This window comes from Micromonospora wenchangensis (assembly GCF_002210435.1).
Lineage (GTDB): Bacteria > Actinomycetota > Actinomycetes > Mycobacteriales > Micromonosporaceae > Micromonospora > Micromonospora wenchangensis.
This window is the reverse complement of the sequence record NZ_MZMV01000024.1, coordinates 57,763-70,321: the sequence shown is the minus strand read 5'-3', so window position 1 is coordinate 70,321 and position 12,559 is coordinate 57,763. Positions and strand designations below refer to the sequence as shown.

Genomic DNA, 12,559 nt, shown 5'->3' with positions numbered 1-12,559 from the left:
TGCCGCCAGGGGCCCCTGGGGCTGCGGTGACGGGAGTGTCGCACCGAACGGTTAGCCTGCCGCCCGTGGCACCTGGGGAGTACGTCCAGCAGACCCTGGCCGGTCTGGACCGGTCGGCCGGTGGCGTCGATCCGGCCCTGCCGCTGTACGCGACGACGTTCGTGGTGGTCGACCTGGAGACCACCGGCGGCTCACCCGACGGCGGGGGCATCACCGAGATCGGCGCGGTGAAGGTGCGCGGCGGCGAGGAGCTGGGGGTGCTCGCCACCCTGGTCAACCCGGGGGTGCCGATCCCGCCGTTCATCACCGTGCTGACCGGCATCACCCAGGCCATGCTGGTGCCCGCCCCGCCGATCGAGCAGGTGCTGCCGAGCTTCCTGGAGTTCATCACCGACGCCGTGCTGGTGGCCCACAACGCGCCGTACGATGTGGGGTTCCTCAAGGCCGCCTGCGCCAAGCACGGTTACCGCTGGCCCAACCCCCGGGTGCTGGACACGGCGGCGCTGGCCCGGCGGGTGCTCACCCGCGACGAGGTGCCCAACCGCAAGCTGGGCACCCTGGCCGCCTACTTCCGCACCGCCACCCAGCCCACCCACCGGGCGCTCGACGACGCCAAGGCCACGGTGGACGTGCTGCACGGCCTGATCGCCCGGCTCGGTGGGCACCGGGTCGACACGGTCGGCGAGGCGATCGAGTTCGCCCGCGCGGTCAGCCCCACCCAGCGGCGCAAGCGGCACCTCGCCGACGGGCTGCCCCGGGGGCCGGGGGTCTACATCTTCCGGGCCGCCGACGACCGGCCGCTCTACGTCGGCACGTCCGGCGACATCGCCACCCGGGTCCGCAGCTACTTCACCGCCGCCGAGAAGCGGGCCCGGATGTCGGAGATGCTGGCCGCCGCCGAGCGGGTGGAGGCGGTCGAGTGCGCCCACCCGCTGGAGGCGGAGGTCCGGGAGCTGCGGTTGATCGCCGCGCACGCGCCGCCGTACAACCGGCGGTCGAAGTATCCGGAGCGGATGGTGTGGCTCAAGCTCACCGGCGGGCCGTACCCCCGGTTGTCGGTGGTGCGCGGCCTCGCCCCCGGCGACACCGCCTACCTCGGCCCGTTCCGCTCCACCCGGGCCGCCGAGCTGGCCGCCGCCGGGTTCCACGACGCGGTCCCGCTGCGCCAGTGCACCCACCGGCTGTCGCTGCGCACGGTCACGCCGGCCTGCGCGCTGGCCGAGCTGGGCCGCTGCCCGGCGCCCTGCGAGCACCGGATCACCCCGCAGGAGTACGACGACCGCGCGGTCGCCCCGTTCCGCACCGCCACCACCAGCGACCCGCAGGTGGTGGTGGACGCCCTGCTGGCCCGGATCGAGGCGTTGGCGTCCGCGCAGCGCTACGAGGAGGCGGCGGTGGTGCGCTCCCGGCTGGCGGCGGTGCTGCGGGCCACCGTCCGGATGCAGCGGCTGGCCGGGCTGACTCGGATCGCCGAGCTGGCCGCCGCCCGGCCCGCCCCGGGGGGCGGCTGGGAGCTGGCGCTGGTCCGGCACGGGCGGCTCGCCGGGGCCGGGGTGTCCCCGCCGGGCGTCCACCCCCGACCGACGATCACCGCGATCCGGGCGACCGCCGAGACGGTGGAGCCGGGCGGGCACGGGCCGGTGCCCCGGGCCACCGCCGAGGAGACCGAACGCATCCTGTCCTGGTTGGAACGACCGGAGACCCGGCTGGTGGAGATGACCTCCGTTTGGTCGTCCCCGGTGGCCGGCGCGGGACGGTTCCGTGACCTGCTGGAGAAGGCCGAGGGCGGCGGGTCCCACCAACTCTCGACCGAACGCTCATGAGCAAGTGTCCGATCGGACGACCCCGCCTCGCTTAGTCTGTTAAGGGAGTGCAGTCCTGCCCGTTTCGTGGGCCTGCTTCCGGTTGCCGGCGACGGTGACCGTGGAGCCGGGGTGAGGAGGTGTCCCTCGTGGACGTCGACGCCGGACACGGCGCCGCCCTGGGGGGTGCGCTCCCGGCCCAGCCGGGTGAGTTGCCCCTGACCCGGCGGCTCCGGTCCCTGTTGAGCTGGCCGGCCAACGACGCCGACCCGGTGACCCAGCTCGTCCGCACCCACCGGGGCATCCATTCGAGCGCGGACGCCTCGGTGCTGCGCCGGGCGTACACGATCGCCGAGAACATGCACCGCGGCCAGTTCCGCAAGAGCGGCGAGCCGTACATCACCCACCCGCTGGCGGTCGCCCAGATCTGCGCCGATCTCGGGATGGACACCACCACCCTGGTCGCGGCGCTGCTGCACGACACGGTGGAGGACACCCGCTACACCCTCCAGGCGCTCAGCGAGGACTTCGGGCCCGAGGTGGCGCACCTGGTCGACGGGGTGACGAAGTTCGACAAGGCGTTCTACGGCAAGGCCGCCGAGGCGGAGACGATCCGCAAGATGATCATCGCGGCCGGCAAGGACGTCCGGGTGCTGATCATCAAGCTGGCCGACCGGCTGCACAACATGCGTACCCTCGGGGTCCGCTCGGCCGCCTCCCGGGAGCGGATCGCCCGCAAGACCCAGGAGGTGCTGGTCCCGCTCTGCGACCGGCTCGGCATCCAGACCCTCAAGCGCGACCTGGACGACGTGGTGCTGCTGCACCTGGAGCCCGACGAGCACGCCCGGCTGGCCCGGCACGTGCACGACCGGCCCGGCTGGGACGCCTACCTCGACGACGTGGTGGCCCAGGCCAAGGTGGCGCTGCGCCGCAGCCGGGTCGACGCCGAGGTGAGCGTCCGCCCCCGGCACCTCTACTCGATCTGGAAGGACACCGTGGCCGGCGGGCACGCCGTGCCGTACGACCTGCCCCGGATCGTGATTGTGGTGGACGGCCCGGCCACCGACTGTTACGCCGCCCTCGGCGCGGTGCACGGGCGCTGGCGACCGGTCCCCGGCCGGTTCAAGGACTTCATCGCCTCCCCCAAGAACAACCTCTACCGCTCCCTGCACACCAGCGTCTGCGGCCCGCAGGACCGCACCGTCGAGGTGCTGATCCGCACCCGGGAGATGCACCGCTGCGCCGAGTACGGGGTGGCCGCCGACTTCCGCTTCCCCCGGGCCGCCACCGGGGCCAGCAACACCGACCAGCTCTCCTGGCTGCGCCGGGTCCTCGACTGGGAGCAGGAGGCCCCCGACCCGGCCCAGTTCCTCCAGTCGCTGCGCTGCGACCTGGCCGAGGCGCAGATCCAGGTGGTCGCCGACGGTCGGCAGGTGGTGCTCCCGGCCGGGGCCACCCCGGTCGACCTGGCCTACGAGCTGGGCACCGAGCGGGGCGACCACTGCCTCGCCGCGCGGATCAACGGCCGGCTCGCCCCGCTGGCGTCCGAACTGGACGAGGGCGACGTGGTGGAGATCTACACCGAGAGCGACGCGGAGAGCGGTTTCGAGGCGGACGTCGCCCCCCGGGGCCCCCGCCGCGAGTGGCTCGACTTCGTCAAGTCGCCGCACGCGCAGATGCAGATCAGCCGCTGGTTCACCGAGCACGTCGAGCCCGGCATCTCCATCGCCGACAAGGTCCGCCTGGGCCGGGCCACGATCGGCCTGGCGCTGCGTACGCACAACCGGGGACTGGCCAGCGACCTGCCGCTGCTGCGGCTGTCGGAGGAACTCGGCTACCCCGACCTGGAGACCCTGCTGGTCGCGGTCTTCGACCGGGCCGTCGAACCGGACACCGTGGTCCGCCAGCTCATCGACCTGGTCGACCATCGACAGTGAGGCCCTGGCCGGGTGACCGGTCGCCCCGCACCCCACGGCAGCGCACCGACGGCCTAGCCTGGAGACCATGATCCTCCGTTCCCGCGCCACCGGCCGGGCCGTCGCGTACAAGGTCTTCTACCGGCTGCCGGTCTCGGTGCGTCGTCGCTTGGTCCGGCTCGCCGGGCCGAAGTACGTCGTCGGCGCGGTGACCCTGGTCCGGGACAGCGGGGCCGCCGGGGCCGGCCGGCTCCTGCTGCTGCGCCAGCCCCCCGGGCACAGCTGGACGTTGCCCGCCGGCCTGCTCCAGCGCGGGGAGGCCCCGGTCGTCGGCGCGGCCCGCGAGCTGCACGAGGAGTCGGGCGTACGGCTCGCCCCGGAACAGCTCCGCCCGGCCGTGCCGAACGCCGTGGTGCACACCCGGGGCTGGGTGGACATGGTCTTCGAGGCGGAGGTCCCCGCCGCCACCACGCCGCTGAAGGTGGACGGCGCGGAGGTCTTCGAGGCGGCCTGGCACCCGCTGGACGACCTGCCCCGGCTGAGCCGGGCCACCGCCAACCTGCTCGGCCACTACGGCATCGGGCCGCAAGCCGGCCAGCCGACGACGTGACCGCCCCGGACGGCCTGTGCGCGGTGGTGCTCGCCGCCGGTGAGGGCACCCGGCTGCGCCCGCTGACCGCCCGGGTGCCCAAGGCGCTCTGCCCGGTCGGCAACGTGCCGCTGCTGGACCGGGCCCTGCACCGGCTCGCCGGGCTGGGCCTGACCGGGCCGCAGCGGGTGGCGGTGAACGCCTGCTACCTGGCCGACCAGGTGGTGACGCACGTCGGCGACCGGGCGCACCTGTCGGTGGAGCCGGGCGACCCGTTGGGCACCGCCGGCGGCCTGGGCAACCTGCGGGACTGGATCGCCGGCCGGGGGGTGCTGGTCGGCAACGCCGACGCGTACCTGGCCGATCCCGGCGCCGCCCCCGGCCCGGACGTCGCGGCGCTGCTGGCCGGGTGGGACTTCCGGTCCGTACGCCTGCTGGGTCGGCCGGCACCCGACCCGCGCGCCCCCGGCACCTTCGACGGGCACGTCTTCACCGGCTTCTCGCTGCTGCCCTGGCACCGGGTGCGGGAGCTACCGGCGAGCTTCGGTGACCTGGTCCGCACGGTGTGGCGGCCGGCGGAGGCGGCCGGCGAGCTGACCGTGGTGCCGTACCCGGGCACGTTCTTCGACACCGGGACGCCCGCCGACTACCTGGCGGCCAACCTCCACGCGGCCGGCGACGACGTCCTGGTCGCCCCGGACGCCACAGTCACCGGCCGGGTCCGGCACGCGGTGGTCGGCGCGGGCGCGGTGGTACGCGGCGACGTGGAGCGCGTGGTGGTCTGGCCCGGCGCGACGGTCGGCCCGGACGAACGGCTGCGCGACGCGATCCGGGCCGGCGACGGGCTCACCGTGCCGGCCGTACCGGGCGGACGTTGATCGTCGGTGTCAGAATCACCGGCATGCAGCCCTCCCCGCCCCGGATCCCCCTGTCCGTCGGTTACCGGTCGAGCCGCACCGGTCGGGTCGTCTCGTTGCTGGTGCTCGGTGCCCTGCTCACGGTGACCTGCGGCTGTGTCGGTGCCATGCTCGGGACCGTCCTGAACGCGACGGTCGGTGAGGGCACCTCGGGCAGCGGGGCGGTCCCGGCGGTCGTCGCGCTGCTGTCGGCCGGGCTGGTCATCATCTTCGTCGGCCTGCTGGTGACCAACATCGTGCGGAGCAGCGCGTGGCTGGAGGGTACCCGGCTCACCGTGGTCGGGCTCACCACGAAGAGCGTCGACCTGCGGGCCGCCCGGTCGGTGACGTTGCAGGCCACAGCCGTCGCGCACACCGGAGTCTCCAGCGACGGCTCGGTGGTCGCCACCGGCGCGGTCACCCGGACCCCGGTGCTCACCGTCACCGCCGACACCGGCACGGTCAAGCTGGGGCTGCGCAGCAAGGAGAGCCTGCTGATCCCGCCGCCCGAGATGTACGCCCTGGCCGCCGCGCTGGACACCGCCCGCTGCCCGGGGGCGCCGGAGGCGTCCGCCTGGCTGCGCGCCATGGCCGCCGACCCCCGCACCATGCTGCTCTGACCGACGCCGTGCGGCACTAGCATGGTCAGCGACGCCAGGCCGGCGTCGCGCCGGGCACGACGAACGGAGAATCGTCAAGTGATCACCGCGATCGTCCTGATCGACTGCGCCACCGACTCGATCCCCGAGGTGGCCGAGAACCTGGCCAACCTGCCCGGGGTCAGCGAGGTCTACTCGGTGGCCGGGCACGTCGACCTGATCGCCATCGTCCGGGTGCGGGAGTTCGAGCAGATCGCCAAGGTCATCGCCGGCAGCATCTCCAAGGTCCCCGGCGTGCTCAACACCGAGTCGCACATCGCCTTCCGCGCCTACTCCCAGCACGATCTGGAGGAGGCGTTCGCGATCGGCCTGGCCAGCGCCGACTGACCGCCGCGCCGCACAGGCGACGGTGGCCGGCCCCGTCGGGGACCGGCCACCGTCAGGTGGTACGGGACGTCAGCTGTTGCCCGGAGCCGGCGTCTCGGTGGTGCCACCCGGTTCCGGCGACTCCGTGGTGCCACCCGGGGCCGGGGACTCGGTCGTGCCGCCCGGAGCCGGCGTACCGCTGCCACCCGGGCTAGCGGTGCCGCTGGCGCTGGTCTGCGGGACCGGGACGCCCAGCTCCTGGGCCAGGGCGACCAGCGCGTCGTAGTGCGCCTGCAACACCGGCAGCGCGTCCTGCGCGAGCTGGACCACCGACTGCTCGGAGCCCTGCGAGATCTCGGTCTGGGTGGCCTGGATGGCCTGCACGTGACCGGCCAGCTCAGCGGTCACCCACGCCTTGTCGAACGCGGCGCCGTTGAGACCGTTGAGCTTGTCGATCACCTTCTGCTGGTCGGCCGTCGGCGCGTTCGGCAGGGTCACGTTCAGCTGCTGGGCGGTGCTCTTCACCGTCTGGTCGAGCTGGGTGTGATCGGTGACGAACTGCTGCCCCAACTGCTTGACCTGCTCGTTCTGGCCCTTCTTCTGGGCCAGGTTCCCGGTGACGATCTCCGCCAGGTTGACCTGGTGCACCGCCTGCAGGTACTGGGTGTCCTGCGCCGACGGCTGCGCGGCGGCCTGCGCGGCAGCCGCGGGGGCCAGGCCGACCACCACCAGCGTGGCCAGCAGTCCCAGGCGTTTGATACCCAACATGTTCCCTCCCCGTTTTCGTTGGACCGCACGGATACCCGGCTGGCGCGGGTTATTCCTGTGCTTTCCACCCGTTGGTGGCCGGTCACGCCGCCCACCGCCCGCCCGGCGGGTCGGCCACCGGAACGGACGAAGCGCCCGCCGGAGTCCTCCGGCGGGCGCTTCGGTGCAGTGGTACGGGCAGGTCAGCGGCGGGAATCTCCGCTGCCGATCTCCTCCCGCTCGGGGCGGGGTTCCACCGGCGGGTGCCCCGGCGAGACAGGTGCCTCGACCGGCTTCTCGATCGGGTAGAAGAAGCCCCGGATCGCCGGGCCGAGCGCCCCGAGCCGGTTCATCTTCTTCGGCACCACCCAGCCGACGTAGTCCAGTTCGCCGTGCCCGTGGCCGTCGCCGGCGCTGAGCGGCTGGTGGACCTCCTCGAACCGGCCGTCGGGCAGCCGCCTGATGATGCCGGTCTCCACGCCGTGGGCCAGCACCTCCCGGTCGTGCTGCTGCAGACCCAGGCAGATCCGGTACGTGACGTAGTACGCCAGCGGCGGGATGAACAGCAGACCGATCCGGCCCGCCCAGGTCATCGCGTTCAGGCTGATGTGGAACTTGTCGGCGATCACGTCGTTGGCCCCCGAGAGGGTCAGCACGATGTAGAAGGCGACGGCCATCGCGCCCACCGCGGTCCGGGCCGGCACGTCCCGGGGACGTTGCAGCAGGTTGTGGTGCCGGTAGTCCTTGAGCTGCCGCGCCTCCACGAACGGGTAGAGCGTGGAGAGCCCGACCAGGATGCCCGGCAGCACGACCGTCGGCCAGAACAGCGGCGGGATGACGTACCCGTTGCCGATCGGGATGTTGATCTCCCAGGCGGGCATCAGGCGGGTCGAGCCGTCGAGGAACATGACGTACCAGTCGGGCTGGCTGGCGGCCGAGACCACCCATGCCTCGTACGGGCCGAAGTACCAGATCGGGTTGATCTGGAACAGGCCACCCATCAGCGCGATCACGCCGAAGACGACCATGAAGAAGCCGCCCTGCTTGAGCGCGTAGCGCGGGAACATCCGCTCGCCGACCACGTTCTCGTTGGTCCGGCCGGGGCCGGGCCACTGGGTGTGCTTCTGCTTGAACACCAGGCCCAGGTGGGCGCTGATCAGCGCGACCAGCAGACCCGGGATCAGCAGCACGTGGGCGATGAAGAACCGGCTGATGATGATCTCGCCGGGGAACTCGCCGCCGAAGACCGACGAGGTGACCCAGGAGCCGATCACCGGGATCGACAGCATGATGCCGGAGGCGATCCGCAGACCGGTGCCGGACAGGCCGTCGTCCGGCAGCGAGTAGCCGGTGAAGCCGGCCAGGAAGCCGACCCAGAACAGCAGCGAGCCGATGATCCAGTTGGTCTCCCGCGGCTTGCGGAACGCGCCGGTGAAGAAGACCCGCATCATGTGCACCACGATCGCGGCCATGAACAGCAGCGCGGACCAGTGGTGCATCTGCCGCATGATCAGGCCACCCCGGACATCGAACGAGATGTCCAGGCTGGAGGCGTACGCGGCGGACATCGGGGTGCCCCGCAGCGGGGCGTAGCTGCCGTTGTAGACCACCTCGGTCATCGCCGGCTCGTAGAAGAAGGTCAGGAAGACCCCGGTGAGCAGCAGCACGACGAACGAGAAGAGCGCGATCTCGCCGAGCAGGAACGACCAGTGGTCCGGGAAGACCTTGTTGAGCAGCTTGCGCAGCGGGGTGGCGACCTGGAAGCGGTCGTCCACTCCCCCGGCGGCCTTGCCCGGCACCGCTGCTACGTCAAACTTTCGGCGCTTCATGGCCGCTCCCAGAAGTCGGGGCCGACGGTTTCGGTGTAGTCGGACTTCGCCACGAAGAAGCCGTCCTCGTCCACCTCGATCGGCAGCTGGGGCAGCCGCCGGCTCGCCGGGCCGAAGACCGGCCGGGCGTTGTCGGTGATCAGGAACTGGCTCTGGTGACACGGGCAGAGCAGCCGGTTGGTCTGCTGCTCGTACAGGCTCGCCGGGCAGCCGGCGTGGGTGCAGATCTTGGAGTACGCCGCGTAGTTGCCCCACATGTAGTCACCGTGGCCGACCCGCGAGTTGGCCTGCCGGGACTTCTCCGCGTCGGTCTCCCGCAGGTGGATCAGCAGGGTCGGCGAGTCGGCGTGCTTGTTGCTCACCCCGTGCTCGATGCCCGGGAACACGGTGAGCTGGCCGCCGGCGCTGACGTCGGCCGGGCGGATCGGCCGGCCGTCCTCGCGGACCAGCCGGATCTTCTTGCCGTCCTGCGGGGCGAAGCCGGTGGTGAACATCTGGTTGTTCTTGTGCGGGTTGGAGATCAGCCCGCCGACCAGCGGGGCCGCGGCGACCGCGCCGACCGGCAGCAGGCCGGCGACCAGCGAGACGCCGAGCAGCGGACGCCGCCGCACCCCCATCTCGTCGGCCAGGTAGAGCATGGTCTCGCCGGTGATCTTCCGGTCCTCCGCCGAACCGGGACCGTCGTGCCGGTCCTGGATCGAGACCTCCTTGGGCAGCAGCTTCTTGCCCCAGGTGAGGATGCCGAAGCCGATGCCGAGCAGGGCGATGCCGAGGGTGAGGCCGAGCAGCGGGGTGTACCACTTGTCGCCGCCGCGACCCGGCTCGTACTCCCAGGGCCACCAGATGTAGACGACCAGGAACGCGGTGGCGGCCAGGCCGGTGAGCAGGAACATCGCCGCGACCGTACGGGTCAGCCGGCGCTCGGCCTTGCTGCCCGGGACGACCTGCTCCTCGTAATGGACGATCTCGATGTCGTCCCGGCGGGCGCCCTCGGTGACGATGTCGAACCGGGAGAGCCGGGGGTCGTGGATGTCGAGCGGCTCCCGGTCCTGCGGGGCGTGCTGCTCGGTCTTGGTGCTCATGCCGTCACCTCGCTACGGGCGGTGCCGGCGCACGGCACCACGGCAATGGTGTTGACGATCCGCTCGGTCACGACTTGCCCGCAATCCACAGGCTCGCGAAGACCAGCGCGACGATGCCCACCAGGAAGATCGCCAGACCCTCGGTGGACGGGCCGTACCGGCCGAGGTTGAAGCCGCCCTGGTCCTGGTCGGCCTTCAGGGTCTCCTGGATGTAGGCGATGATGTCCGCCTTCTGCTCCGGGGTGATCTGGTTGTCGCCGAACACCGGCATGTTCTGCGGGCCGCTGAGCATCGCGGCGTAGATCTGCGCGTCGCTGGCCGGGTTCAGGCTCGGGGCGTACTTGCCGGAGGAGAGCGCGCCGCCGCCGCCGCCGAAGGCGTGGCACTGCGAGCAGTTGATCCGGAACAGCTCGCCACCGGTGGCCAGGTTGGCGCCCTCGCGGAGGTTGCCCTGCGGGACCTGCGGACCCCCGCCGAGCTCCTGGATGTACTGGCCGAGCTGGCGCACCTGCTCGTCGGTGAAGACCGGCGGCTTGCGCATGGCCTGCGCCTCCTGCCGGGCCATCGGCATCCGACCGCTGCCGACCTGGAACTCGACCGACGCGGAGCCCACCCCGATCAGGCTCGGGCCACGACCCTCGACACCCTGGGCGTTGCGGCCGTGGCAGGTCACGCAGCTCACGTCGAACAGCGCCCTGCCCTCGGCCGCGGCGCCGGTGAGCGGCGGGTTTTCCTGCGCCTGCACGCCGGGGGCGAAGACGGTGTAGGCGCCGCCGGCCAGCGTCAACGCGGCGATCAGCCGGAACGCCGCGCCCAGCCGGCGGCGGCCCCTGCTGCGCGCCGCGGGCCGCCCGCGCAGGCGCGCGAGCAGACCGCGTCGGCGGTCGTTGTCAGAAGTCATGACCTGTGTCCTTAACCGGTTGGACCTTGTCTCAGGGGACGGAGCAGCGGCGCGGAACGTGACACGCCAAGATCACTGAAGCCAGTAGATCATGCCGTACAGCCCGATCCACACGACGTCGACGAAGTGCCAGTAGTACGACACGACGATCGCCGACGTGGCCTGGGCCGGGGTGAACCGGCCCATGGTGGTGCGGATCATGAAGATGATGAAGGCGATGAGACCGCCGGTCACGTGCAGGCCGTGGAAGCCGGTGGTCAGGTAGAACATCGACCCGTAACCGTCTTCGTTGATCTTCACGCCCTCGTGCACCAGGGTCAGGTACTCGTTCGCCTGGCCGAGCACGAAGATCAGGCCCATCACGAAGGTGATCGTGAACCAGCGCCGCAGGGCGTGGACGTCACCCTTCTCGGCCGCGAACACACCGAGCTGGCAGGTCACCGAGGACAGCACCAGGATCACCGTGAAGGTGGTCGCATAGGGGATGTTGAGGACCTCGGTGTGCTTCTCCCACTGCTCCGGTGCCGCCGCGCGGATCGAGAAGTACATCGCGAACAGCGCCGCGAAGAACATGAGTTCGCTGGAGAGCCACACGATCGTCCCGACGCTGACCATGTTGGGCCGCGTCAGAGAGTGGATCCGGCTCTTGTCAATGGCTGGGGCCGCAGTCACGCGGTCATTATTGCCCTTGACCGGGGCGGGCGATCAGCGGGGGGCCAAACCCGGGGCGGGGATGGCCCGATCGTGGCGGTCCGGTTCGCCTGGCCTAGCCTGAAAAGCGTGCTGCACGTCGATTCGATCTTCACCGCCACCTCGGGGGCCCCGCCCACCGGCCTGGCGGCCGGCGGCGTCGAGGTACCGCCGCCGTTCGACATCACCCGGGTCTTCACCGAGACCCGGCTGGACAGCTGGCTCGCCCTGGGCCTGGTCCTCGCCGCCGGCCTCTACCTCTACGGGGTCCACCGGCTGCGGCTGCGCGGCGACCGCTGGCCGGCGATCCGTACCGTCTGCTTCCTCGGGCCGGGCCTCGGCGGCATCGCCGCGGTCACGGTCAGCGGCCTGCACGCCTACGACACCGCCCTGCTCTCGGTGCACATGGTGCAGCACATGGTGCTGTCGATGATCTCCCCGATCTTCCTGGCCCTGGGCGCGCCGGTCACCCTGGCGCTGCGCACCCTGCCGGTCGGCCCGCGCAAGCGGCTGCTGGCCGTCGTGCACAGCCGGATCGCCCGGATCTACGGCTTCCCGCTGGTGGCGTTCGCCATCTTCGTGGTCAACCCGTTCGCGCTCTACTTCACCGACCTGTACCGCTACACCCTCGAACACGCCTGGGCGCACGAGCTGGTGCACGCGCACTTCATCATGACCGGCTGCGTGTTCTTCTGGCCGCTGCTCGGGCTCGACCCGCTGCCCGGCCGCTGGCCGTACCCGGCGCGGGCGCTGCTGATGCTGCTGTCGGTGCCGTTCCACACCGTGCTCGGGCTCACCATCATGCAGAGCACCACGCTGTTCGGCGGCGACTGGTACCCCTCGCTCAACCTGGCCTGGTCCGACCCGTGGAACGACCAGGTGGTCGCCGGCGGCATCCTGTGGGCCGGTGGCGAGTTCGTCAGCGTGACGATGATCGCGGTGCTGGTGGTGCAGTGGATCAAGCAGTCCGAGCGGGAGGCCCGCCGGGTGGACCGCGAGCTGGACCGGCAGGAGGCCCGCGACCGCGCCGCCGGGGCCGCCGCTGTCCCCGTCGTGGCCACCGCCACGTCCGACGCCGCGACCACCGCCCCCGCAGGTCCGCCTGCCACCCCCGCCGCGGCCCCCGGAACCCCGTCCTGAGC

The 12,559-nt window shown here is 71.8% G+C and carries 12 protein-coding genes; 7 read left to right on the top strand and 5 right to left on the bottom strand.

The genetic code is table 11. The features are described from left to right. Positions 1-65: 65 nt before the first annotated feature. The 6 genes from B5D80_RS16020 (at position 66) to B5D80_RS15995 (ending at position 6,189) form a co-directional block, all read left to right on the top strand. A complete protein-coding gene (locus tag B5D80_RS16020; protein ID WP_088644681.1) occupies positions 66-1,823 on the top strand; it encodes a DEDD exonuclease domain-containing protein in 1,758 nt (585 codons plus the stop codon). Between the two features lie 128 nt (positions 1,824-1,951). After that, on the top strand, positions 1,952-3,739 hold the full coding sequence (locus B5D80_RS16015) for a RelA/SpoT family protein (protein WP_088644680.1): 1,788 nt from the start codon (positions 1,952-1,954) through the stop codon (positions 3,737-3,739). A gap of 67 nt (positions 3,740-3,806) precedes the next feature. Then, on the top strand, positions 3,807-4,328 hold the full coding sequence (locus tag B5D80_RS16010) for an NUDIX domain-containing protein (RefSeq protein ID WP_088644679.1): 522 nt from the start codon (positions 3,807-3,809) through the stop codon (positions 4,326-4,328). Beyond that, positions 4,325-5,185 carry a sugar phosphate nucleotidyltransferase gene (locus tag B5D80_RS16005; protein WP_088644678.1) on the top strand — a complete coding sequence of 287 codons (861 nt, stop codon included), beginning with the start codon at positions 4,325-4,327 and terminating at the stop codon, positions 5,183-5,185. Before B5D80_RS16010 ends, B5D80_RS16005 begins: the two co-directional genes overlap by 4 nt. Positions 5,186-5,208: 23 nt before the next feature. Next, positions 5,209-5,823, top strand: a complete 615-nt coding sequence (locus B5D80_RS16000) for a hypothetical protein (protein WP_088644677.1) — start codon at positions 5,209-5,211, stop codon at positions 5,821-5,823. Positions 5,824-5,901: 78 nt separating this feature from the next. After that, positions 5,902-6,189 carry an Lrp/AsnC family transcriptional regulator gene (locus B5D80_RS15995; RefSeq protein WP_088644676.1) on the top strand — a complete coding sequence of 96 codons (288 nt, stop codon included), beginning with the start codon at positions 5,902-5,904 and terminating at the stop codon, positions 6,187-6,189. A 69-nt stretch (positions 6,190-6,258) separates the two neighbouring features. On the opposite strand, the gene B5D80_RS15990 is transcribed toward B5D80_RS15995, so the two are convergent. The 5 genes from B5D80_RS15990 to ctaE form a co-directional block, all read right to left on the bottom strand. Continuing rightward, entirely contained in the window at positions 6,259-6,936 is a 678-nt protein-coding gene (locus B5D80_RS15990) for a DUF4142 domain-containing protein (protein ID WP_088644675.1), read from the bottom strand. 182 nt (positions 6,937-7,118) lie between these two features. After that, on the bottom strand, positions 7,119-8,744 hold the full coding sequence (qcrB, locus tag B5D80_RS15985; protein WP_088644674.1) for a cytochrome bc1 complex cytochrome b subunit: 1,626 nt from the start codon (positions 8,742-8,744) through the stop codon (positions 7,119-7,121). Then, positions 8,741-9,826 carry a cytochrome bc1 complex Rieske iron-sulfur subunit gene (gene qcrA, locus B5D80_RS15980; RefSeq protein ID WP_088644673.1) on the bottom strand — a complete coding sequence of 362 codons (1,086 nt, stop codon included), beginning with the start codon at positions 9,824-9,826 and terminating at the stop codon, positions 8,741-8,743. The genes qcrB and qcrA overlap by 4 nt, the downstream gene beginning before the upstream one ends. Positions 9,827-9,893: 67 nt before the next feature. Further along, positions 9,894-10,727 carry a cytochrome bc1 complex diheme cytochrome c subunit gene (gene qcrC / locus B5D80_RS15975; RefSeq protein WP_088644672.1) on the bottom strand — a complete coding sequence of 278 codons (834 nt, stop codon included), beginning with the start codon at positions 10,725-10,727 and terminating at the stop codon, positions 9,894-9,896. Between the two features lie 72 nt (positions 10,728-10,799). Continuing rightward, entirely contained in the window at positions 10,800-11,399 is a 600-nt protein-coding gene (gene ctaE / locus B5D80_RS15970; protein ID WP_088644671.1) for an aa3-type cytochrome oxidase subunit III, read from the bottom strand. 108 nt (positions 11,400-11,507) lie between these two features. Here ctaE and B5D80_RS15965 point away from each other — a divergent pair, with 108 nt between their 5' ends. Continuing rightward, the gene (locus B5D80_RS15965) at positions 11,508-12,557 is read left to right on the top strand and encodes a cytochrome c oxidase assembly protein (protein ID WP_088644670.1); all 1,050 of its coding nucleotides are present in this window, start codon (positions 11,508-11,510) and stop codon (positions 12,555-12,557) included. Positions 12,558-12,559: the final 2 nt, after the last annotated feature.